Annotated in this window: 19 protein-coding genes; 14 read left to right on the top strand and 5 right to left on the bottom strand. The window is 71.9% G+C overall.

Translation table 11 applies throughout. The annotated features are described in order from the left end of the window. Positions 1-37: 37 nt before the first annotated feature. Both EAO72_RS34375 and EAO72_RS34380 read right to left on the bottom strand, forming a co-directional pair. Positions 38-838 (bottom strand): alpha/beta fold hydrolase, encoded by an 801-nt coding sequence (locus tag EAO72_RS34375; RefSeq protein ID WP_148020951.1) that lies wholly within the window; start codon positions 836-838, stop codon positions 38-40. A gap of 106 nt (positions 839-944) precedes the next feature. Continuing rightward, positions 945-1280 (bottom strand): DUF427 domain-containing protein, encoded by a 336-nt coding sequence (locus EAO72_RS34380; protein ID WP_148020952.1) that lies wholly within the window; start codon positions 1278-1280, stop codon positions 945-947. Positions 1281-1358: 78 nt separating this feature from the next. Here EAO72_RS34380 and EAO72_RS34385 point away from each other — a divergent pair, with 78 nt between their 5' ends. The 10 genes from EAO72_RS34385 (at position 1359) to gatB (ending at position 12388) form a co-directional block, all read left to right on the top strand. After that, positions 1359-1898 carry an LOG family protein gene (locus EAO72_RS34385; protein ID WP_148020953.1) on the top strand — a complete coding sequence of 180 codons (540 nt, stop codon included), beginning with the start codon at positions 1359-1361 and terminating at the stop codon, positions 1896-1898. Between the two features lie 38 nt (positions 1899-1936). Beyond that, entirely contained in the window at positions 1937-2626 is a 690-nt protein-coding gene (locus tag EAO72_RS34390) for an SDR family oxidoreductase (RefSeq protein ID WP_148020954.1), read from the top strand. A 128-nt stretch (positions 2627-2754) separates the two neighbouring features. Further along, complete coding sequence (locus EAO72_RS34395) at positions 2755-3780, top strand: methionine synthase (RefSeq protein WP_148020955.1); 1026 nt, start codon at positions 2755-2757, stop codon at positions 3778-3780. A 29-nt stretch (positions 3781-3809) separates the two neighbouring features. Next, positions 3810-6020 (top strand): NAD-dependent DNA ligase LigA, encoded by a 2211-nt coding sequence (gene ligA, locus EAO72_RS34400; protein WP_148020956.1) that lies wholly within the window; start codon positions 3810-3812, stop codon positions 6018-6020. Positions 6021-6288: 268 nt separating this feature from the next. Beyond that, on the top strand, positions 6289-6591 hold the full coding sequence (locus EAO72_RS34405; protein WP_148020957.1) for a hypothetical protein: 303 nt from the start codon (positions 6289-6291) through the stop codon (positions 6589-6591). After that, the gene (locus tag EAO72_RS34410; RefSeq protein WP_148020958.1) at positions 6588-8609 is read left to right on the top strand and encodes a putative bifunctional diguanylate cyclase/phosphodiesterase; all 2022 of its coding nucleotides are present in this window, start codon (positions 6588-6590) and stop codon (positions 8607-8609) included. The genes EAO72_RS34405 and EAO72_RS34410 overlap by 4 nt, the downstream gene beginning before the upstream one ends. 213 nt (positions 8610-8822) lie before the next feature. After that, positions 8823-9119: an Asp-tRNA(Asn)/Glu-tRNA(Gln) amidotransferase subunit GatC gene (gene gatC / locus EAO72_RS34415; RefSeq protein ID WP_148020959.1), complete on the top strand. Its 297-nt coding sequence runs from the start codon at positions 8823-8825 to the stop codon at positions 9117-9119. A 5-nt stretch (positions 9120-9124) separates the two neighbouring features. Further along, a complete protein-coding gene (gene gatA / locus EAO72_RS34420; protein ID WP_148020960.1) occupies positions 9125-10627 on the top strand; it encodes an Asp-tRNA(Asn)/Glu-tRNA(Gln) amidotransferase subunit GatA in 1503 nt (500 codons plus the stop codon). Next, a complete protein-coding gene (locus EAO72_RS34425) occupies positions 10624-10866 on the top strand; it encodes a hypothetical protein (protein ID WP_148020961.1) in 243 nt (80 codons plus the stop codon). The genes gatA and EAO72_RS34425 overlap by 4 nt, the downstream gene beginning before the upstream one ends. Positions 10867-10879: 13 nt before the next feature. Further along, entirely contained in the window at positions 10880-12388 is a 1509-nt protein-coding gene (gene gatB, locus EAO72_RS34430; RefSeq protein ID WP_148020962.1) for an Asp-tRNA(Asn)/Glu-tRNA(Gln) amidotransferase subunit GatB, read from the top strand. Positions 12389-12469: 81 nt separating this feature from the next. On the opposite strand, the gene EAO72_RS34435 is transcribed toward gatB, so the two are convergent. Further along, positions 12470-14440, bottom strand: coding sequence for a protein kinase domain-containing protein (locus tag EAO72_RS34435; protein WP_148020963.1), 1971 nt, complete (start codon positions 14438-14440; stop codon positions 12470-12472). A gap of 309 nt (positions 14441-14749) precedes the next feature. Here EAO72_RS34435 and EAO72_RS34440 point away from each other — a divergent pair, with 309 nt between their 5' ends. From EAO72_RS34440 to EAO72_RS34455, 4 genes are all read left to right on the top strand, one after another. Continuing rightward, positions 14750-16981, top strand: coding sequence for an MMPL family transporter (locus tag EAO72_RS34440; RefSeq protein WP_148020964.1), 2232 nt, complete (start codon positions 14750-14752; stop codon positions 16979-16981). Positions 16982-17081: 100 nt separating this feature from the next. Further along, a complete protein-coding gene (locus tag EAO72_RS34445; protein WP_148020965.1) occupies positions 17082-17768 on the top strand; it encodes a hypothetical protein in 687 nt (228 codons plus the stop codon). A gap of 220 nt (positions 17769-17988) precedes the next feature. Beyond that, a complete protein-coding gene (locus tag EAO72_RS34450) occupies positions 17989-18171 on the top strand; it encodes a hypothetical protein (protein WP_148020966.1) in 183 nt (60 codons plus the stop codon). A gap of 57 nt (positions 18172-18228) precedes the next feature. Then, complete coding sequence (locus EAO72_RS34455) at positions 18229-21378, top strand: helix-turn-helix transcriptional regulator (protein ID WP_187285413.1); 3150 nt, start codon at positions 18229-18231, stop codon at positions 21376-21378. Positions 21379-21411: 33 nt separating this feature from the next. Here the strand turns inward: EAO72_RS34455 and EAO72_RS34460 are convergent, their stop codons facing one another. Both EAO72_RS34460 and EAO72_RS34465 read right to left on the bottom strand, forming a co-directional pair. Further along, complete coding sequence (locus EAO72_RS34460) at positions 21412-21723, bottom strand: DUF6191 domain-containing protein (protein WP_148020967.1); 312 nt, start codon at positions 21721-21723, stop codon at positions 21412-21414. Between the two features lie 55 nt (positions 21724-21778). Further along, a partial coding sequence (locus EAO72_RS34465; RefSeq protein WP_148022204.1) for a PQQ-dependent sugar dehydrogenase occupies positions 21779-22434 on the bottom strand: 656 nt, incomplete at its 5' end.

Here is a 22434-nt window from a genome sequence, read left to right on the forward strand (position 1 = left end):
GCGCGGGGTGCTTGGCCCCCCGGCCCGCCCGGGCGTCTCAGGACGCCTGGCGCACGTACACGTCCCGCGTGAAGAACTCCGCCAGCACCGGCGCGACGGCCTGCGGTGCCAGTTCCCGCATCTGGCCCGTCAGGGTGCGGTGCCGGCCCCGCGGCAGGGCGTCGGCCAGCAGCCGGGTCGACGCCCTCGCGGTGGCCGGGCTGAAGCCGCCGCAGACCACCAGGGTCCGCGCCGTCACCGAGGCGAACCGCTCGGCCGGGACCGCGCCGTCGCCCAGCACCGCGTCGTCGTAGGCGAGTGTGTGTGCCACGGACTCCAGGGTCCGCCACAGCGGCGCCCGCCGCATCCTGGCGATCGTGTCGGCCGCGACCCCCGTCATGGCCAGGAACAGCTCCACCGCCCCGCCCCGGTCGCCGGCGGACAGCAGGCGGTGCAGCCGGGCCGTGCAGCCGGCCTTGAAAAGAAGGCCTTCGGCGCCTGGGGTGTACGGCGGCTCGTAGACCGCGAGCCGGGCGGCCGGGAGCCCGGCCGCCAGCGCTTCCAGGGCCAGCGCGCCGCCGGCCCCGACGCCGAACACCGAGGGCCGTCCGCCCACCGTCTCCGCGAGCGCCGCCAGATCCTCGATCTCGCGCTCCACCGCGTAGGGCGACCCGTCGCCGCTGGCGCCCCGGCCACGCCGGTCGTACGTGACGACCTCGAAGCGCGGCGCGAGGAGCCGGGCCAGCGGGGCCTCGGTCTCCGCGGTGCGCAGCGCCCCGCCCACCAGGATCAACGGCGGGCCTTCGCCCCGGCGCCGGTAGGCGATCAGGGTGCCGTCGCGCGAGAGAGTCTTGTCCATGTGGAGGTGGACTGCGGGGCGTGCGGAAACTCATCGTTCTCCGCGAAAACTTTCTGAACTTTCTCTTCTCCGCAGCTCAGCAGGGGTGTTGGGGCCGTGCCGGTTCTCAGGCGGTGACCGTCTCGGTGTCGTAGAAGCAGAAGTGGTCCTTGATCGAGGCCACTTCGGGCTTCGGCTCCGGGTACGCCCAGACGAGGTCGGCCGCCTCCGGGCGCGACCAGTAGGCGGCATCTCCCTTGAACGGACAGTGGGTCCGGGTCTCCGACGGCGTCAGCAGTTCGGTACGGACGTCCTCGGGCGGCAGGTAGTAACGGACCGGGCAGCCCGTCTCGCGCAGTACGAGCGGGCGCCGGCTCTCGGCGAGCAGCACTCCGTCCCGGACCACGCGCACATGCGCGGTGCCGGGCTCGACGGTGATGCGGTGTCCTCGGGTGGCAGTCATGTCTCTGTTCAGCCCCGCCGCCCGCCGGATTCTTCCCCGGATCGGGCACCGTCAGTGGCGGGATCTAGTGTGGCAGGCATGAAGATCTGCGTTTTCCTCTCCGCCGCCGACCTCGACGACCGCTACACCGTGCCCGCCCGTGAGTTCGCCGAGCTGATCGGCCGCGGCGGTCACACCCTGGTCTGGGGTGGCTCGGAGAGCGGGCTGATGAAGGTCGTCGCGGACGGTGTGCAGGAGACGGGCGGGAAGCTCGTCGGGGTGTCGGTGGACTTCCTGGCCGCGAAGGCGCGGACCAACGCGGACGAGATGGTGATCGCCCGGGACCTCGCCGAGCGCAAGGCGCTGCTCCTGGAGAAGTCCGACGCGGTCGTGATCATGGTGGGCGGCACCGGCACACTCGACGAGGCCACCGAGATCCTGGAGCTCAAGAAGCACGGCAGGACCACCAAGCCCGTCGTGCTGCTCAACACGGCGGGGTTCTACGACGGTCTGCGCCAGCAGTTCCAGCGCATGGAGGACGAGGGCTTCCTCCCGCTCCCGCTGACCGACCTGGTGTTCTTCGCGAAGGACGGGGTCGGCGCCCTGGCCTACCTGGAGGAGTGGGCCGGCCTGCAGTGACGTGCGGGCGGTGAGACACCGGGTGCGACGATGGGCGCATGTCCACTCACCTCATCACCGGTGCCGGTTCCGGCATCGGCGCAGCCGTCGCCCGCCGTCTCACCGAGCGCGGCGACGAGCTCGTCCTGCTGGCCCGAGACGCGGGCCGCGCCAAGGAACTGGCCGCGCTCCACCCCGGCGCCCGCACACTCGTCGGCGACCTGTCCAACCCCGACCGGCTCTCCTGGGCCTTCGGCCAGCAGCCGATGCCGGAGCGGCTCGACTCGCTGCTGCACATCGCGGGCGTCGTCGAACTCGGCCGCGTCGGCGAGCTCACCCCCAAGGCCTGGCACTTCCAGCTCAACGCCAACCTGATCGCCCCGGCCGAACTGACCCGCCTCCTGCTGCCCCAGCTACGGGTCGCCCAGGGCCATGTCCTCTTCGTCAACTCCGGTGCCGGGCTCTCCGCGAGCCCCGAGTGGAGCGCGTACGCCGCCAGCAAGCACGGGCTGAAGGCGCTCGCCGACTCGCTGCGGCACGAGGAGCACGCGAACGGGGTGCGGGTGACGTCCGTGTACCCGGGCCGTACGGCCAGCCCCATGCAGGCCAAGGTCCACCAGCAGGAGGGCAAGGAGTACGACGCCTCGCGCTGGATCGACCCCGAGTCCGTCGCCACCACGATCCTGATGGCGCTCGACCTGCCCCGCGACGCCGAGGTCAACGACCTCACGGTGCGCCCCGGCCGCTGACGATCGGGGCCGCTGACGATCGGGGGTGCGGCCGATGACGGGCGGCCCGCAGGGGGACCGGCCGCCGACGGCGCGGGTGCGCCCCGGCCGCTGACGGCCCGGGCCGCGCACCGCCGTAGGCTTCCCGCGTGAGCGAGAAGAGCAAGTTCAGCGGGTGCCCGGCCACCGGAATCGGTTCGATGCCCGGAGGCGACGCACGGGAGGCGGCCAAGACCGTCACCGGCTCCTTCGGGGACGGCCAGGGCGTGCCGTATCTGGCGGAACTGCCCGCGCGCGGCCCCGGCGCGGACATGATCGGGCGGACCATCGGCCTGCTGGTCGAGATGTACGGACACGTCGAGCCCAGCGGCTGGCGCATCAGCGACCGGCCGGGGCGCGACACCCGCCGGGCCCGGTCCTGGCTCGGTGAGGACCTCGACGCCCTGGAGGAGTTCACCCAGGGGTACGAGGGCCCGCTCAAGGTGCAGGCCGTCGGGCCGTGGACGCTGGCCGCCGCACTGGAACGCCGCAGCGGCGAGGCCGTCCTCGGCGACCCCGGAGCCTGCCGCGACCTGGCGGGCTCGCTCGCGGAGGGGCTGCGCGACCACCTTGCCGAGGTGCGGCGCCGGATGCCCGGTGCGCGCGTGATCCTCCAGCTCGACGAACCCTCGCTGACCGGGGTCCTGCTCGGGCGGATCCGGACGGCGAGCGGCTACCGCACCTACCGGGCCGTGGACCGCCAGGTCGTGGAGGACACCCTGCGCGAGGTGCTCGCAGTGGCCGGCGACGCCGCCACGGTCGTGCACACCTGCGCGCCCGACGTGCCGTTCGCCCTGCTGCGCCGGGCCGGGACCGACGGAATCTCGTTCGACTTCTCCCTGCTCACCGAGCGTGAGGAGGAGGCGATCGGGGAAGCGGTCGAGGGCGGGACCCAGCTGTTCCTCGGGGTGGTGCCGGGCACCGACCCGGCTTCGGGCGGATTGTCGGACCCGGGCGGTAGCGTCATGGGTGTCAGGACGCTGTGGCGCAGGCTGGGGCTGAATCCGGGGACTCTGACCGAGTCCGTGGCCATCACTCCCTCGTGCGGCCTCGCGGGTGCCTCGCCCGCGTACGCCCGTGCCGCGCTCGCCCACTGCGCCCGGGCCGCGAAATCGCTCGCAGACAACCCTGAGTAACGGGGTACTGGTAACGGGAGGACGGGACGATGGCCGGCGAACAGCAGACGTCACTGCCAGGCGAACAGGAGACGGCGGTGCCGACGGAGGCACGGGAGCGGCACGCGCTTCTGGCCGAGCAGGTCGAGGAGCACCGCTTCCGCTATTACGTGAACGACCAGCCGGTCGTCAGCGACGCGGAGTTCGACCGGCTGATGCGTGAGCTGGAGGCCCTGGAGGACGAGCACCCGCCGCTGCGCACGCCCGACTCGCCGACGCAGAAGGTCGCGGGGCCGTACCGGACGCAGTTCACCTCCGTCGCACACCGCGAGCGGATGCAGTCCCTGGACAACGCCTTCGACGACGAGGAGCTGGCCGCCTGGGGCGAGCGGATCGCCCGGGACGTGGGCGCCACCGGCTACCACTTCCTGTGCGAGCTCAAGATCGACGGCCTCGCGGTCAACCTCACCTACGAGCACGGGCTGCTGACCCGGGCCGCGACCCGCGGCGACGGCCGCACCGGCGAGGACATCACGCCCAACGTCCGCACGATCGCGGAGATCCCGCACCGGCTGAAGGGCGACCGGATCCCGGAGCTCGTCGAGATCCGCGGCGAGGTCTTCTTCCCGATGGACGCCTTCGAGGAGCTGAACGCCCGGCTGGTGGAGGCCGACGACAAGCCCTTCGCCAACCCGCGCAACGCGGCGGCCGGTTCGCTGCGCCAGAAGGACCCCAAGGTCACCGCCAACCGGCCGCTGCACATGGTGGTCCACGGCATCGGCGCCCGCGAGGGGTTCGACATCGACCGCCTCTCGCACGCCTACGAGCTGCTCCACGAGTGGGGCCTGCCCACCGCCAAGTACAACAAGGTGGTGGACTCCCTCGCCGGGGTGCGGGAGTTCATCGCGTACTTCGGCGAGCACCGGCACTCCGTGGAGCACGAGATCGACGGAGTCGTCGTCAAGCTCGACGAGATCCCGCTCCAGGGCCGCCTCGGCTCGACCTCCCGCGCCCCGCGCTGGGCGATCGCCTGGAAGTACGCGCCGGAGGAGGTCAACACCAAGCTCGTCAACATTCGCGTCGGCGTCGGCCGCACCGGTCGCGTCACTCCGTACGCCCAGGTCGAACCGGTCGAGGTGGCGGGCTCCGAGGTCGAGTTCGCCACCCTGCACAACCAGAACGTGGTGCGCGCGAAGGGCGTCCTGATCGGCGACACCGTCGTGCTCCGCAAGGCCGGCGACGTGATCCCGGAGATCCTCGGCCCCGTCGTCGACCTCCGGGACGGCACCGAGCGGGCCTTCGTCATGCCCACGCACTGCCCCGAGTGCGGGACGGAGCTGCGGCCGATGAAGGAGGCCGACATCGACGTCCGCTGCCCCAACGCCCGCTCCTGCCCGGCGCAGCTTCGGGAGCGGGTCGCCTATCTGGCGGGCCGCAAGTGCCTGGACATCGACCATTTCGGGTACGTCGCCGCCGCGGCCCTGACCCAGCCGCTGGAACCGGCCGACCCGCCGCTGCGGGACGAGGGCGATCTCTTCGGACTGACCGTCGAGCAACTGCTGCCCATCCGTGCCTATGTCCTCGACATGGACAGCGGGCTGCCCAAGCGGGACCCGAAGACCGGCGAGGAGAAGATCGCGACGGTCTTCGCCAACCAGCAGGGCGAACCGAAGAAGAACGCCGTCGCCATGCTGGACGCCATCGCCGCGGCGAAGGAGGCCCCGCTGGCCCGGATCCTCACCGGACTCTCCATCCGTCATGTCGGGCCGGTCGCCGCCCAGGAGCTGGCCCGCCAGTTCCGGTCGATCGACCGGATCGAGGAGGCCACCGAGCAGGAGCTGTCCGACGCCGACGGCGTCGGGCCGATCATCGCCGCCTCGGTCAAGCAGTGGTTCGCCGAGGACTGGCACCGCGAGATCCTGCGCAAGTGGCGGGAGGCCGGGGTCCGGATGGAGGACGAGGGCGCCGGCGAGGACGAGGGGCCGCGGCCGCTCGAAGGACTCACCGTCGTCGTGACCGGCACCCTGACCGGGCACACCAGGGACGGTGCGAAGGACGCCCTGCAGAGCCGCGGAGCGAAGGTCACCGGCTCCGTCTCGAAGAAGACCTCCTTCGTCGTCGTCGGCGACAACCCCGGATCGAAATACGACAAGGCCATGCAGCTGAAAGTGCCCGTGCTGGACGAGGACGGCTTCGCCGTACTGCTCGACCAGGGACCCGACGCGGCACGCGAGGCCGCCGTTCCGGCCGAGGAGCAGTAGGGAGCAGTACGGGGAGCGTGCCGGCGGTGCCGGAGGGTGAAGAGGAGGTGACACACCGTCGGATTCACCCGATCGGCGCATAGCAGATGCTGACGAGTGGTCGGTCCGCATTCGGGCAAGAGCGGTAGACCGCTGCCCGTGGACCCCCTCGGCGGCCTACTGTTGGGAGACGCGCCCGCGGTACCCGCTCACCGCAGGGGACGGGGCGCCGTGGCACGGAACGGAACCATCGGGTGACATCGGCACCGCCGGCTGTGAGAGGGACGGAATGAAACCGACCGAGAACGCCGCACCGGTGTCGCGGCTGCAAGGTTTCACCGGCCTCACGCCCAAAGTGGGCGCCGTCGTCGTGGCCGTCGCCACGGTGCAGCTGGCGACCGGTTTCTACCGGACCGTGAGCAGCGGACACGCCCTCTTCCCGGACGGGAGGGCCGGCTGGTCGCTCGCCGTCCTCACCGGGATCGTCGTCGGTCATCTGGTCGCGCTCGGCCGCGACCGCTGGTGGGGCGGCACGGGTTCCGGAGCCGCCCTCACCCTCGCGGCACCGCCGGCTGTGAGAGGGACGGAATGAAACCGACCGAGAACGCCGCACCGGTGTCGCGGCTGCAAGGTTTCACCGGCCTCACGCCCAAAGTGGGCGCCGTCGTCGTGGCCGTCGCCACGGTGCAGCTGGCGACCGGTTTCTACCGGACCGTGAGCAGCGGACACGCCCTCTTCCCGGACGGGAGGGCCGGCTGGTCGCTCGCCGTCCTCACCGGGATCGTCGTCGGTCATCTGGTCGCGCTCGGCCGCGACCGCTGGTGGGGCGGCACGGGTTCCGGAGCCGCCCTCACCCTCGCCGTGCTCCTCCTCTACGGCTGGGTACCCGCGGGCCTGGTCAGCCTGGTCGTGGTCGTGCTCGTCGGTGTGGCCCGCAGACACCGCTGGTGGCAGGGGCTCCTGCACGGGGCGGTGGACATCCTGGGCGTGGGCGCCGCGGCGCTGGTCCTGGCGGCGTTCGGCGAGGTGCAGACCGTCGAGTCGCCCTGGCAGCCACTCGACTGGGGTATCGACGCCGTTCCGGAGGTCCTGCTGGCGGCGTCCACGTATCTGCTCGTCACCCGGGTCCTGCTGTGGTACGCGCGGTCCCCGCAGGGCGGCGGACTGCCGACGGTGGCCCGCACCGCGCTGCTGCGGCAGGGGCTCGTCGCCGTCGCGCTCCTCGGTATCGCGCCGTTGATCTGCGTCGTCGCGATCGCCATGCCTCTCCTGCTGCCCCTTTTCGCGGTCCCGCTGATCGCGCTGGACTCGACGCTGTGGATCGCCCGGGCCCGGGCGGAGGAGCAGCTGCGGGACCCGCTGACCGGGCTGCCGAACCGGCAGTGGCTGCTGGAGCGGACCTGGACGGCGCTGGAGGAGGCCGAGAGCCTCGGCAGCCGGGTCGGCCTCGTCCTCATCGACCTCGACCGCTTCCGCGCGGTCAACGACACCCTCGGCCACCTCGCCGGGGACCGGCTGCTGCTGCAGATAGCGGACCGGCTGCGCCTCGCCCTGCCGAAGGGCGCGGAGGCGGCCAGGCTCGGGGGCGACGAGTTCGCCGTGCTCCTGCCGATCACGGACTCCACCACCAGCACCCAGCGCGTCGCCCGCCATCTGGTCGCCGCGCTCTCCTCCCCGCTGGACCTCGACGGACTCACGCTGGTGCTGGAGGCCAGCGCCGGAGTCGCCGTCCACCCCGACCACGCACTGGACGCGGAGGGCCTGCTCCGGCGGGCGGACGTGGCGATGTACCAGGCCAAGCGCGACCGGACGGGCGTGGAGGTCTACGAGTCGAAGCGGGACAGCAACACCCCGGACCGGCTCGGCCTCCTCGGCGACCTGCGGCGCGCGCTGGACGCGGGCGAGGTGGAGCTGCACTACCAGCCGAAGGTCCGCTTCGACGGTCAGGTGGCCGGTCTGGAGGCGCTGGTCCGGTGGGTGCATCCGGAGCGGGGAAGAGTGCCCCCGGACGAGTTCATCGCCATAGCGGAGTCGTCCGGGCTGATGCCGCACCTCACGGAGTACGTCCTGGAGACGGCGCTGGCCCAGGTCGCCCGGTGGCGGGCGCAGGGCCTGTTCGTCCCGGTCGCCGTCAACGTGTCCCCGCGCGATGTGCACACCCCGGGGTTCGCGGGCGGCGTCGCGGCCCGGCTGGCCCGGCACGGTGTCCCGGCCGGCGCCCTGCAGCTGGAGATAACGGAACACGTGCTGCTGGAGGACCCGCAGCGGGCCGCGGACACCCTCGCGGGGCTGACCGGGCACGGCGTCAAGATGTCCCTGGACGACTTCGGCACGGGGTACTCCTCGCTGGTCCACCTGCGCAGACTGCCGGTCAGCGAGCTCAAGATCGACCGGTCGTTCGTGGCCCGGCTGGCCATCGACCACGAGGACGCGGAGATCGTCCGCTGCACGATCGACCTGGCCCACTCGCTCGGTCTGGTGGTCGTCGCCGAGGGTGTCGAGGACGACGAGACGTGGGAGCGGCTGCGGGACCTGGGCTGCGACGCGGTCCAGGGGTGGCTGGTGGCGGCCGCGATGCCGCCCCAGGAGACGACCGCGTGGCTGCGGTGAGGTGGTCGGAGGTGCCCGGTGGCCGCTTTGTCCTCAAGCGCCGGACGGGCTTGAAGTGCGTGCGGTGGTGGCCTCGGCATGGGGCGCCGGGCCGAGGGGGATTCCGCCCTGCGGCCGCTTCACCGAGCGGGTGTTCCCCGGGTGGCCGTACCCGGTACGGCCGACCCCATAGGATTGGGCCAAAACCACACACCAACCCCTGAGGATCGCTGCATGCCTGGCATCACGCGCGAGGAGGTCGCCCACCTCGCCCGGCTGGCGCGTCTGGAGCTGAAGGGCGAAGAGCTCGATCACTTCGCCGGTCAGCTCGACGACATCATCGGCGCGGTCGCCCGCGTCTCCGAGATCGCCGACCAAGACGTACCGCCGACCTCCCACCCGCTGCCGCTGACCAACGTCATGCGCGCGGACGAGGTCCGTCCGTCGCTCACCCCCGCGCAGGCGCTCTCCGGCGCCCCGGCCCAGGAGCAGCAGCGTTTCAAGGTGCCGCAGATCCTGGGGGAGGACTAAAAGTCATGACGGACATCAGCACCATCATCAAGCTCACCGCCGCCGAGATCGCCGAGAAGATCGCCTCGGGCGAGCTCACGGCCGTCGAGGTCACCGAGGCCCACCTGGCCCGGATCGAAGCCGTCGACGAGAAGGTCCACGCCTTCCTGCACATCGACCGCGAGGGCGCGCTCGCGCAGGCCCGCGCCGTCGACGCCAAGAAGGCGGCCGGCGAGAAACTGGGCCCGCTGGCCGGCGTCCCGCTCGCGCTGAAGGACATCTTCACCACCGAGGACATGCCGACCACCGTCGGCTCGAAGATCCTCGAAGGCTGGGTCCCGCCGTACGACGCGACCGTCACCAAGCGGCTGAAGGCCGCCGACGTCGTCATCCTCGGCAAGACCAACATGGACGAGTTCGCCATGGGGTCCTCCACCGAGAACAGCGCCTACGGCCCGACCGGCAACCCGTGGGACCTCACGCGCATCCCCGGCGGCTCCGGAGGCGGCTCCTCGGCCGCCCTCGCGTCGTTCGAGGCCCCGCTCGCCATCGGCACGGACACCGGCGGCTCCATCCGCCAGCCCGCCGCCGTCACCGGCACCGTCGGCGTCAAGCCCACCTACGGCGGCGTCTCCCGCTACGGCATGGTGGCCTTCTCGTCCTCCCTCGACCAGGGCGGGCCCTGCGCCCGCACGGTCCTGGACGCGGCCCTGCTGCACGAGGCGATCGCCGGGCACGACCCGCTCGACTCGACGTCCATCGACGCCCCGGTCCCGCCGGTCGTCGAGGCCGCGCGCAACGGCTCCGTACAGGGCATGCGCGTCGGCGTCGTGAAGCAGTTCTCGGGCGAGGGCTACCAGGCCGGTGTCGTCCAGCGCTTCAACGAGTCCGTCGAGCTGCTGAAGTCGCTCGGCGCCACGATCGTCGAGCTGGACTGCCCGTCCTTTGACCTCGGCCTTTCGGCGTACTACCTCATCGCGCCGTCCGAGTGCTCCTCGAACCTCGCCCGCTTCGACGCCATGCGATACGGCCTGCGGGTCGGCGACGACGGCACGAGGTCCGCCGAGGACGTCACCGCGCTCACCCGCGAGGCCGGCTTCGGCGACGAGGTCAAGCGCCGCATCATCCTCGGCACGTACGCACTGAGCTCCGGCTACTACGACGCGTACTACGGCTCGGCGCAGAAGGTCCGCACGCTGATCACGCGGGACTTCGAGAAGGCCTTCGAGCAGGTCGACGTCATCGTCTCGCCGACGACGCCCACCACCGCCTTCCCGATCGGCGAGCGCGCCGACGACCCGATGGCGATGTACCTCGCGGACCTGTGCACCATTCCGACCAACCTGGCCGGCAACGCCGCCATGTCGCTGCCCTGCGGCCTGGCGCCGGAGGACGGTCTCCCCGTCGGGCTGCAGATCATCGCCCCCGCCATGAAGGACGACCGGCTGTACAAGGTCGGAGCCGCCGTCGAGGCCGCATTCGTGGAAAAGTGGGGACACCCGCTGCTTGAGGAGGCTCCGTCGCTATGAGCGCAATGGCTAAGAAGGCCAAGAACTTCAAGAAGTCCAAGACCGGCGCGTACGTATCCATGGGTACGACCGCCTTCGGCGCGCTCAGCGTGTTCAAGCAGGTCAAGATGGCCCGCCAGGACAACGACACACTGCGGCTGATCGACGCCGCCGTATCCGCCGCCGCGATCGTGACCGGACTCGCCATCCTTTACCGCGAGCTCAAGCGTCTCGGCGACGACGACGTCCTGCTGGGCTGAGAGGGAAGTTTCAGTGACTGTCATTGACCTGGAGTCGTACGAGGACGCCCTCGCGACGTACGACCCCGTCATGGGCCTCGAAGTCCATGTCGAGCTCGGCACCAAGACCAAGATGTTCTGCGGCTGCTCCACCGAGCTCAAGCAGGACGCCAACTCGCAGACCTGCCCGGTCTGCCTCGGGCTGCCCGGCGCGCTGCCGGTCGTGAACGAGATCGGCGTCGAGTCCGCCATCAAGATCGGTCTCGCGCTGAACTGCGAGATCGCCGAGTGGTGCCGCTTCGCCCGGAAGAACTACTTCTATCCGGACATGCCGAAGAACTTCCAGACCTCGCAGTACGACGAGCCGATCGCCTTCGACGGCTATCTGGACGTCCAGCTGGAGGACGGGGAGATCTTCCGGGTGCAGATCGAGCGCGCCCACATGGAGGAGGACACCGGCAAGTCGACGCACGTCGGTGGTGCCACCGGCCGCATCCACGGCGCGTCCCACTCCCTGCTCGACTACAACCGCGCGGGCATCCCGCTCATCGAGATCGTCACCAAGCCGATCGAGGGAGCGGGCGCCCGGGCCCCCGAGGTCGCCAAGGCGTACGTCGCCGAGCTCCGCGAGCTCATCAAGGCGCTCGGCGTCTCGGAGGCCCGCATGGAGATGGGCCAGATGCGCTGCGACGTGAACCTGTCGCTGCGCCCGCACGGCCGCGAGGCGTTCGGAACCCGTTCCGAGACGAAGAACGTGAACTCGCTGCGTTCCGTCGAGCGTGCCGCCCGCTTCGAGATCCAGCGCCACGCCGCGGTGCTGAACTCGGGCGGCACGATCGTGCAGGAGACCCGGCACTTCCACGAGGAGGACGGCTCCACCACGGCCGGCCGCATCAAGGACAACGCCGAGGACTACCGCTACTTCCCCGAACCCGACCTGGTGCCGGTCGCCCCGGCCCGGGACTGGGTCGAGGAGCTTCGCAAGGGGCTCCCCGAGCTGCCGCGGCTGCGCCGCGCCCGGCTCAAGGAGGAGTGGGGCGTCTCCGAACACGACATGCAGTCCATCCTCAACGCCGGCGCGGTCGATCTGATCGTGGCCACGACCGAGGCGGGCGCTCCGGCGGACCAGGCCCGCAAGTGGTGGATGGGCGAGCTCGCCCGTAACGCCAACGAGACCGGCCGCGCCCTCGACGAGCTGGGTGTCACCCCGGCTCAGGTCGCCCGGGTCGCCGAGCTCGTCGCCTCCGGCGACCTCAACGACAAGCTGGCCCGGCAGGTCCTGGAGGGCGTCCTCGCGGGCGAGGGCGACCCCGACACCGTCGTCGAGAAGCGCGGCCTGAAGGTCGTCTCCGACGAGGGCGCGCTGTCCACGGCCGTGGACGAGGCCATCGCGGGCAACGCCGCCATCGCGGACAAGATCCGCGGCGGCAAGGTCGCGGCCGCCGGTGCGCTCGTCGGCGCCGTCATGAAGGCCACCCGGGGCCAGGCGGACGCGGCCCGGGTGCGCGAGCTGATCCTGGAGAAGCTCGGCGTCGAGGGCTGAGGTCCTCCGTACGTCCCCGAAGGGGCGGTGCAACCGGTTCTCCACCGGTTGCACCGCCCCTTCGTGCGTGACCCGTCGGCGTCACCTCTTGAGCGTCGGGGCCCCGAGGATCAGGTTGCCCATCTCGCAGTCGTCGGCGGGGTCGGCGTACGAGATGCTCAGCCGGAGCACGCCGGTGACCGGCACCGAGATGGTCTTCGGCTTGCCCAGCAGCACCTCACCGGTGAAACCGGGCTCGCCGTCGATCTCGATGGTGACCCGGGCGGACTTGTTCGACGAGTTGTCGTCGACCCCCGCGAGCATGGTCAGGGTCTTCCACTCGCGGCTCAGGTTGTACTCGGCGGACCCGTTGCACCCCGCGTCACCGCCGTCCGGCACCAGGGCCGTGTCGTAGTACTTGCTGTTCAGGGTGCCGTTCCCGACGGCGAGGGCCGCGTACTGGCCGGTGGCGACGGGGTCCAGGGTGGTGAGCGACTTGGTGTCGGACTCGGCGGCCTCCGGGGGAGTGCCGGTGCCGTCCGAGGCTTCCGGGGAGCCGCTCGGTGTCGTCTCCGAGCCGTCGGGCTGCGCGGCCGGCTCCGTGGTCGTGACGGTCACGGTCGGCGTGGCCTTCGCCCCCTTGTCGTCCCCCTTCTCGTCGTCCCCGGCCCGAAGGGCCTGGACACCGATCGTGGCCAGCGCGGCCACCAGCGCCAGCGAGAGGAGCGGTACGAGGACGGGCCGGCGCTTCTTCGGGGCGGGCACGGCCTGCGCCGCGCCGTCCTGCTTCGTCGGGAACGGCGAGTCCTGGCGCAGGGACTGCGCGGGGACGGGGCCGGGTGACGCCGGTCCGGACGGCGCCGGCTGCGACGGACCGGGGTTCACCGTCGTCGGCAGCGGAACTCCCGGATCGGAGGAGGCGGTGACCGGCGGCGGGAAGGCGGGCTGGGCGTCCGGCCTTCCGGGCGGGGCCACGGGGCTTCCCGGTCCTGCGGGGATTCCTGACCGTGCGGGACCTCCCGGTCCTGCGGGGCTTCCCGGCGCTGCGGGGCTTCCCGGTCCTGCGGGGTTTCCCGGCGGGAGCAGCGGCGGCGGCGGCACGGCGGCGGGGACGGCCGCCGGCGGTGTGTCCCGGAGGGACTCCGCGGGTGGCGCGGGTCGCACCGATGACCCCGTGACCGTGGTCGACACCACGGCCGAGCGCACGTCCTTCACCCACGCGGACAGGCTCTCCGGCCGCCCGTCCGGTTCCGCCGCGCAGACGGAGAGGATGCGCTCACAGCGCTCCGGCGTCGCGGCCGCCACCTGGGGGAGTGCCCGCAGGGCGGCGCGCAGCTGCTCGGGGGTGCTGGGCGGGGCCTGGCCGCTGAGCAGGAAGTAGGCGATCGCGCCGAAGGCGTACCGGTCGGTGTTCGGCGTCCGTTTGCCCTCGAAGACCTCGGGCGCGGCGTACCCGGGCGTGAACCAGACCTCCGCCGTCTGATGGTCCGCGGTCAGCTTGCTCAGCCCGAAGTCGACGAGCGTGGCCTGGCCGTGCCCGTCGACCATGACGTTGCCGGGGGAGAGGTCGCCGTGGACGACGGTGCGCCCGGACGGCGTCGCCCGGCCCGAGTGCAGCCAGTCCAGCACGTCCGCGAGCTGTTCCAGCGTCCGCAGCACCTCCCGGCGCTCGGCGTGGCCGGCGAGGGTCCGCTCGGCGCGCCAGTCCCGCAGGTCGAGGCCGTCCACATGGTTCATGACCAGGACCAGGGCCCGCCCGGCAGCGGTCGAGGCGTCCCCGGCGCCATGGATCGGCGGGCCCTCGAAGTGCTCGCGCACACCGACGACACCGGGCCGGTTCACGAACCGCAGCAGCTCCGCCTGCTCCTGCCACTTCGCGCTGAGGCGCTGGAACTGCTCGATGGTGATCGTGGTCTTCGAGTCCAGGACCTTCACGACGACGGTCTCGGGGGCCCCGTCGAGCTCTATCTCCGCGCGGTAGAGGACGGCCTCGCCGCCCCGGCCGATGGAATTGAGCAGACGGTATCTGTCCGGAGTCGCATCCGGTCCGATGTGGTGCGTCGCGCTGTTCAAACTATCCCCCCAGGGACGGTAATTGACGAGTCATAAGATAGCCGGGTCGGTGCTTTCCCGGTCAACGGAGGCAGAGGACGGGCTCCCGTCCGCCGCTGCCTTCCCGCCGGCGGGGCCGCGTGCGCGCCTCCGCCGTACGGCGGTGCTCATGTCGCTCATATGTGGACCTGATCCCTGTGAGTAAGGCCACGAAACGGACAAACGATCACAGTTGGCTGCCAGAGTGACGGTTCTCAAGGTCATGCGTTCTCACACGGACGGTTCTGCCGAACCTCCGTGGAGACCACGAACCCGCAGGGAGTACGTCCCTTGGCTGCCATCGCCCGCTGGTGCGTCACGCACCGCCTCCTCGCCGTGCTCATCTGGCTGCTCGCCCTCGGCGGCACGGCGGCCGCAGCGGGGTTCGCGGGTTCCGCCTACTCCAACGACTACGAGGCCCCGGGCACCGAGTCGGGACGCGCGGCCGAGCTGCTGAAGGACGGCTTCACGGATCTCGGCGGTGACACCGACACCATCGTCTGGCACACCGATGACTCCACCGTGCGGGCCGCCGACGTGACCCAGAAGATGACCGCCACCCTGAACGCCGTCGAACGGCTGCCCGGCGTCGGCGCCGTCACCGGGCCGTACACGGACCCCGGATCCGGGCAGATCAGTGCCGACGGACACACCGCCTACGCCACCGTCACCTTCGACCGGCAGGCGGACGACGTACCGGCCGGGCAGGCCAGGGCCGTCGTCGATACCGCCAAGGCCGCCGCGGGCGACCACCTCCAGGTCGAACTGGGCGGCTCGGCCATAGCCCTCACCGAAGCACCGGGCGCGCACCTCAGCGAGGCCGTCGGGGTCGTCGTCGCCGCCGTCGTGCTCTTCCTCGCCTTCGGTTCGCTCGCCGCGAGCATGCTGCCCATCGCCACCGCCCTCGTCTCGGTCGGCACGGCGTACGCGGGCATCGTGCTCCTCGGACACGTGATGACGGTCGCCGACTTCGCCCCCATGCTGGGCATGCTCATCGGACTCGGCGTCGGGATCGACTACGCGCTCTTCATCGTGACCCGGCACCGCAGAGGGCTACGGCGCGGCATGTCCGTCCCCGAGGCGGCGCAGAACGCGGTCGCGACGACGGGGCGGGCCGTCGTCTTCGCCGGGGCCACCGTCTGCATCGCGCTCCTGGGGATGCTGATCCTGCGGCTGAGCTTCCTCAACGGGGTCGCCATCGCCGCGTCGCTCACCGTCGTCCTGACCGTGATCGCCTCGGTGACCCTGCTGCCCGCTCTGCTGTCCCTCATCGGCATGCGTGCGCTGAACCGGCGCGAGCGCCGGCGGCTGGCCGAGCACGGTCCGCAGCCGGATCCGGCCACCGGTTTCGCCGCCCGCTGGTCCGCCTTCGTGGAACGGCACCCCAAACTGCTCGGCGCTCTCGCCGCCGTCGTGATGCTGGTCCTCGCGCTCCCCACCTTCTCGCTCCACCTGGGCAGTGCCGACCAGGGCAACAACGCCCGGTCCTCGACCACCCGGCAGGCGTACGACCTGCTCGCCGACGGCTTCGGCCCCGGTGTCAACGGCCCCCTGACCGTCGCCGCGCATCTGGACGGTGCCGACGACCGGCTCGCGATGAGCGCCCTGCCGGCGACGCTGCGCGCCACCGACGGGGTGGCCTGGGCCTACCCGGTGACGTACAACTCCAGCGGCGACACCGCCTACGTCACCGTCGTCCCGGACTCGGAACCCCAGTCCCGGCAGACCAGCGAGCTCGTCGAGCGGCTGCGGACGGACGTCCTGCCGAAGGCGTCCGAGAACACCTCGCTCCAGACCCATGTGGGCGGCGTGACGGCCAGCTACGACGACTTCGCGCAGATCATCATCGGCAAGCTCCCGCTCTTCATCGGCGTCGTCGTGGGACTCGGCTGTCTGCTCCTGCTGATCGCCTTCAGGTCGGTCGGCATCCCGCTGAAGGCCGCGGCGATGAACGTGGCGGCGGTGGCCTCCTCGTTCGGTGTCGTCGTCGCGATCTTCCAGTGGGGCTGGGGGAGCGAGCTGCTGGGTCTGGGCAGCGCGGGCCCCATCGAGCCGTTCCTTCCGGTGATCATGGTGTCCGTGCTCTTCGGCCTCTCCATGGACTACCAGGTCTTCCTGGTCGGCCGGATGTACGAGGAATGGCTGGAGACCGGTGACAACCGGCGGGCGGTCAGGGTCGGCCTGGCCGAGACCAGCCGGGTGATCAACTCGGCCGCCGTGATCATGATCTCGGTCTTTCTCGCCTTCGTGCTCAGTGGCGACCGGGTCATCGCGATGTTCGGCATCGCGCTCGCCGCGGCCGTGGCCCTGGACGCGTTCGTCCTGCGTACGCTGCTGGTCCCCGCCCTCATGCACCTGCTGGGTGGAGCGAACTGGTGGCTGCCCGGCTGGCTGGACCGGCGGCTGCCGCGCATCAGCATCGAACCGCCCGACTGCGGAACCCCGCGAGCGAGGATCCCGGCGGCGTACGCGGGCGAGTCCGGGAGCGACGAGGTCACAACGGCCGCACAGCGCGTTCACTGACCGGTGCGGTGCGGTGCGGTGCGGTGCGGTGCCTGAGCCGTGGTCCGGCGCGAACGGGCCGTTAAGAGGGTTCTCATCTGCTCCGCCTAGCGTGCGGCAGATGAACTCCACGACCCCCACGACCACCACCACTCCCACCGACCCCGTCGCCGAGGGCGACGGCGAGGCGAGCACCGCCGGGAAGACGACCGCCGGGAACACCACGGAGAAGGCCGCCACCGACGCCGCCGCGACCGAGGGGACGACGACGCGGCTCGACAAGGCGGGCCCGGAGTCCGGCGCCGACGCGGAGCAGGACCTCGACCGGGAAGGTCACGACGACGCCCTCGACCCGGACCTCGACGTCGACCTGGACGACGACGAGTCGCACAAGGAGTCCGCGGGCCTCGGCACCGCCGCAGCGGCCGTCGTCTCCGTCGGGCTCGCCATCGTCTCCCTCAGCGGCGCCTGGAGCGGCCGGGTCGCCGCCGAGCGCGAGACGCTGATCGGGCAGTTCAAGACCTCGTCCGGCGCCACGGCCTCGCAGCAGATCTCCGAGATCTACGGCGACGCATGGCACGCCACCGCGCTGGTCAACGGCCTCTTCGGCCTGCTCGCGCTGCTCGTCGGCGTCTACGTCCTGGTCCGCCCGGCGTTCGGTGCCCCGTCCGCACACCCGCAGCCGGGCTGGATCCGCGCGGTCGCCAAGGGCGGCATCGCCCTGGGTGTGCTGGGCGTGCTGATCGCCGTGTGCATGTACTTCGACCTCATCGTCGCGCTGCCGACCGCGCCGGCCGCGGCCGGCTAGGCCGTCGGGGCCCGTACGCCGGCCCGTGGCGCGGTCTAAGGCATCGGTGAGTACCCCGGGCCGGCCCGTGCGGTGGCGTAAGCCCCTCCCTAAGGCCCCCGGGCGCCACAGATGCGGAACTCGCCCGATGCGGCACCACCCCCTGGGGGACGACAGTGGTGGCACGGCAGAAGCACTGCCGCCACCGAGGCCCAACGGGCCCGTCCCCAGGGGGAATCACATGTACGAGCTGGAACTCCACAAGATCCGGGCAGCCGAATTCGTCCGCCGTGCCGCCGACGAGCGGCTCGTCCGGGAGGCCCGCCGCGCCCGTAAGGCGGCGGCCCGCGGTTCCGCGCGCCAGGAACGCGAGAGGACGGTGAGTGCGGGCACGGACCGGGAGCGGTTCGCGCACGCCGCTTGAGGGCGGGCGACCGTGACGGTCCGGCTTCCCGGCTCCGCGCTGTCGGACCCGTGTGCGATGCTCGGCGGCGTGGAGACCAGGTCAGTCAGTCCCGTGTTCGTCGGCCGCACAGGTGAACTCACCGCGCTCACCGACGCACTCGCCCGCGCCACCGCCGCCGGCACCGCCCCGTCCGGCGGTGGCGGCGGCGAGCCGCAGGCCCTCCTCGTCGGCGGCGAGGCGGGCGTCGGCAAGACCCGTCTGGTCGAGGAGTTCCTCGCGGTGGCGGTCCGCCGCGGGGCCGTCGTCGGGGTCGGCGGCTGCGTCGAGATCGGAGCAGACGGCCTGCCGTACGCCCCGTTCTCCACCGCCCTGCGCGCCCTGAACCGCATCCTGCCCGAGGAGATGGCCGAGGCCTGCGCGGGCCAGGAGGGCGAACTGGCCCGGCTCCTTCCGGAACTCGGCGAAGCCGGCCGGGAGGCGGCCGACGAACACGGCACCGCCCGCCTCTTCGAGCTCACCGCCAGACTGCTGGAGCGCATCTCCGCGGACCGCACCGTCGTGCTCGTCCTGGAGGACCTGCACTGGGCCGACTCCTCCACCCGGCATCTGCTCGCCTACCTCTTCCGTACGCTGCGCAGCGGCCGCCTCGTCGTGATCGGCACCTACCGCGCCGACGACATCCACCGCCGCCATCCGCTGCGCCCCCTGCTGGCCGAGCTGGACCGGCTGCGCACCGTGCGCCGCATCGAGCTCGCGCGGTTCAGCCGGGCCGAGGTCCGCCGCCAGCTCACCGGCATCCTCGCGGGCTCCCCCGAACCCGCCCTGGTGGACGAGATCTTCGAGCGTTCCGACGGAAACGCCTTCTTCGTCGAGGAGCTCGCCTGCAGCATGGAGTGCGGTGACGGGGCCGCCGGGCTGCCCGGCTCCCTGCGCGACCTCCTCCTCGTCCGCGTCGAGGCCCTGTCCGACGACGCCCAGAGGATCGCCCGCATCGTCGCCGAAGGCGGCTCGGCGGTCGAGTACGAACTGCTGGCCGCCGTCGCCGGCCTCACCGAGGACGAGCTGATCGAGGCCCTCCGCGGAGCCGTCGGCGCCAATCTGCTGCTCACCACCCCGGAGGGCAACGGCTACCGCTTCCGGCACTCCCTGGTCCGCGAAGCCGTCAGCGACGACCTCCTCCCCGGCGAACGCTCCCGGCTCAACCGGCGCTACGCCCAGGCACTGGAGGCCGACCCCACCCTGGTCCGAGACGGCGAGCGAGCCACGCGCCTGGCCAGCTACTGGTACGGGGCGCACGATCCGGCCAAGGCCCTGCCCGCCGTCCTGAAGGCCTCGGTCGAAGCCCGCCGCCGTAACGCCTACGCCGAGCAACTGCGGCTGCTGGAGCGGGCGATGGAGCTGTGGGACGACGTCCCCGACACGATACGCGCCACCCTGCGGCCCATCGACTACGCCGAGGTCTATCCGGCCTGCGGCAGCCACGACGGGTCCGCCCCGCTGAGCCATCTCGACCTGCTGGCCGAAGCCACCGTCGCCGCCCGCTTCGGCGGTGAACGCGAACGGGCGCTCACCCTCTGCAAGAAGGCCCTGCGCGTCCTGGAGAGCGAGGACGACGCCCTGCGCGCCGCCTGGTTCTGGGTCCAGCGCTCCCGCCTGGTCCAGGACCTCACCCGGGGCGACGGCTGGGACGAACTGGCCACGGCGGAGGAGCTCGTCCGCGGCCTGCCCCCGTCGGCCGTGCACGCGGACGTCCTGACGAGTGTGGCCGGCTGGGGCGCCCTGCACCGGCCCGGCGCCGGGACGCTCGCGGCAGCCGACCGGGCCGTGGAGTACGCCCGGCTGGTCGGCGACGAGTCCATCGAGCTGCACGCGCGGCTGACCCGCGCCTGGCTGAACGCCGACGCCGGGGCCGTCGACGAGGGCATCGCCGAGCTGTACGCCGCCCGTGACCGGGCCGAGGAGCTCTGCCTCGTCGGCGTCATGGGCCGGGCGGCGATCAACCTTCCCTCCACCCTCGAATCCATGGGCCGGTCGCTGGAAGCGGTGGCCGAGGCGGACCACGGCATCGAGGTCTGCCACAGCCACGGTGTCGCGGACATGGAGTCCTGGGCCCGCACCAACCAGGCGATGTCGCTGTTCTCCCTGGGCCGCTGGGACGAGGCGCTGGCCACGACCGAGGCGGCCTCCCGCACCGCGCTGTCCCGGAAGTCCCAGGGACTCGTCGCGGCCCGCCGTACCGAAGTCGCCCTGGCGCGCGGTGAACTCGCCGATGCCGAACAGCAACTGGCCCTGGCCCGAAGGTGTTTCGGTTCCAGCGATCCTCAGCCGCAGCACTTCATCAACATGGTCCGCCACACCGTCGTCATCGCCGTGCAACAGGGGAGGCTGCCCGAGGCGCGGGCCGCCTTCGAAGCCCAGGCGGAGCAGGGTTTCCCGCCCGGCACCCAGCGGTACGCCTTCCCGCTGCTGCACGTCGTCGCGGCGGCGGAGGCCGACGCCCGGGGCCTGCCCGCCACGGAACCGGGCCGGCCGGGCATCCTCGCGCTCGTCCGCAGCCACCTCAAGCGGCTGCCGGCACTCATCCCCGTATGGGCGGCCCACGGTGTCCTGATCGACGCCGAACTGGCCCGGGCCGAAGGCCTCGACACCCCGGACCACTGGTCCCGCGCCGCCGAGGCCTTCGCACCCCTGCACCGCCCCTACGAACTGGCCCAGATCCGCCATCGGTGGGCGGAAGCCCTCCTCATCGCCTCGGGCGACCGCACGGCGGCCACCGCGCTGCTGCGCGACGCCCACAGCACCGCCCGACGGCTCGGGGCGCGCCCGCTGGCCGAGACCATCGAGCTGCTGGCCGGCCGCGCCCGCATCACCCTCACCGGTCCCGGCCAGGAGGCCCTTCCCGGCCCGGACGAGGACATCCCGGTGGCTGTCACCGTCCCGGACCACGGTGACGAGCAGGGCGGCCGGGACCGCTCGGAGGAACAGCTCAGGGCCGCGGCGGCGGCTGCCGTGCAGTCCTTCGGGCTGACCCCGCGCGAGCAGGAGGTGCACCGGCTCGTGGCCGCGGGGCACACCAACCGCAAAATCGCCGAGGAGCTCTACATCTCGCCCAAGACCGCGAGCGTGCACGTCTCCAACATCCTCGCCAAGCTCGGCGTCACGGGCCGCGGCGAGGCCGCCGCGCTCGCCCACCGGCTGCGGCTGTACCGAATGCCGAAGGAGTAGGGCCGCTCGTCCGGGCGGGCGGGGCGAGCCGGGTCAGGCCCCGTCGCCCCCATCACCGTCGCCGCCCGATCCGCCGCCCCCGTCACCGTCCGCACCTGCCCCGTCGCCGCCCGATCCGCCGCCCTCATCCGGCTCGTCGCCGTCGCCGGTCCCGTCCGGCTCGCCGGGGTCCCCGTCGCCGTCCTCGTCACGGCGGCGGACCACGACCTTGCCCGAGGTCAGGTCGATGGGGCCGCGCGCGGGGTCGCCGACGCCGAGATCCACCCGGGTCAGCTCCAGCCGCTTCTGCTCCTCGGCGGTGTGCTTACGACCGGGTGCGAAGAGTTCCTCGAAGAAGTTGAACACGGGCCGCGCACCCTTCCGCCACGTGTGGCCGCCAGGACCTCTCGGCCGAGAAGTCCTACCGCACCTCGACCACCAGGATCTTGTCGTCCCCCGGCTTCGGGGTGCCACGTGAGTCCGTCTCGCTCGTCACGAGCCAGAGCTTGTTTCCGCCCGCCGCCAGCACGGTGCGCAGACGGCCGTACTTTCCCTCCAGGAACGACTGGGGTGCCGCCAGAGGTTCCTTGTCCGCCGTACCGGACAGCGGGATCCGCCAGAGCCGCTCACCCCGCAGACCGGCCATCCAGATCGAGCCCTTGACGAAGGCGATGCCGCTCGGGGACGCCTCCGACGTCTTCCACTGTGCCACGGGGTCGATGAATCCGGCCTTACCCGCCTTGCCCTCGACCTCGGGCCAGCCGTAGTTCCCGCCCGGCACGATCCGGTTCAGCTCGTCCCAGGTGTCCTGGCCGAACTCGGCCGCCCACAGTTGCTTGTTACCGTCCCAGGCCAGCCCCTGCACATTGCGGTGACCGTACGAATACACCACGGAGTCGGCCTCCGGATTGCCGTGCAGCGGCTCACCGTCCGGGGTCATCCGCAGGATCTTGCCGGCCAGGGACTCCTTGTCCTGCGCGCGGCCGTCGTCCCCCGTCTCACCCGTGCCCGCGTACAGCATGCGGTCCGGGCCGAAGGCGATCCGGCCGCCGTTGTGGATGGCGCCCTTCGGGATGC

Source organism: Streptomyces sp. OR43, from assembly GCF_008042275.1.
Classification (GTDB): Bacteria; Actinomycetota; Actinomycetes; order Streptomycetales; family Streptomycetaceae; genus Streptomyces.

What these genes read in the sequence shown, in the direction of transcription:
- EAO72_RS34375 (WP_148020951.1), bottom strand. Translation starts at nt 838, where the DNA reads ATGGACAAGACTCTCTCGCGCGACGGCACCCTGATCGCCTACCGGCGC.
- EAO72_RS34380 (WP_148020952.1), bottom strand. Translation starts at nt 1,280, where the DNA reads ATGACTGCCACCCGAGGACACCGCATCACCGTCGAGCCCGGCACCGCG.
- EAO72_RS34385 (WP_148020953.1), top strand. Translation starts at nt 1,359, where the DNA reads ATGAAGATCTGCGTTTTCCTCTCCGCCGCCGACCTCGACGACCGCTAC.
- EAO72_RS34390 (WP_148020954.1), top strand. Translation starts at nt 1,937, where the DNA reads ATGTCCACTCACCTCATCACCGGTGCCGGTTCCGGCATCGGCGCAGCC.
- ligA (WP_148020956.1), top strand. Translation starts at nt 3,810, where the DNA reads ATGGCCGGCGAACAGCAGACGTCACTGCCAGGCGAACAGGAGACGGCG.
- EAO72_RS34405 (WP_148020957.1), top strand. Translation starts at nt 6,289, where the DNA reads ATGAAACCGACCGAGAACGCCGCACCGGTGTCGCGGCTGCAAGGTTTC.
- EAO72_RS34410 (WP_148020958.1), top strand. Translation starts at nt 6,588, where the DNA reads ATGAAACCGACCGAGAACGCCGCACCGGTGTCGCGGCTGCAAGGTTTC.
- gatC (WP_148020959.1), top strand. Translation starts at nt 8,823, where the DNA reads ATGCCTGGCATCACGCGCGAGGAGGTCGCCCACCTCGCCCGGCTGGCG.
- gatA (WP_148020960.1), top strand. Translation starts at nt 9,125, where the DNA reads ATGACGGACATCAGCACCATCATCAAGCTCACCGCCGCCGAGATCGCC.
- EAO72_RS34425 (WP_148020961.1), top strand. Translation starts at nt 10,624, where the DNA reads ATGAGCGCAATGGCTAAGAAGGCCAAGAACTTCAAGAAGTCCAAGACC.
- EAO72_RS34445 (WP_148020965.1), top strand. Translation starts at nt 17,082, where the DNA reads ATGAACTCCACGACCCCCACGACCACCACCACTCCCACCGACCCCGTC.
- EAO72_RS34450 (WP_148020966.1), top strand. Translation starts at nt 17,989, where the DNA reads ATGTACGAGCTGGAACTCCACAAGATCCGGGCAGCCGAATTCGTCCGC.
- EAO72_RS34455 (WP_187285413.1), top strand. Translation starts at nt 18,229, where the DNA reads ATGCTCGGCGGCGTGGAGACCAGGTCAGTCAGTCCCGTGTTCGTCGGC.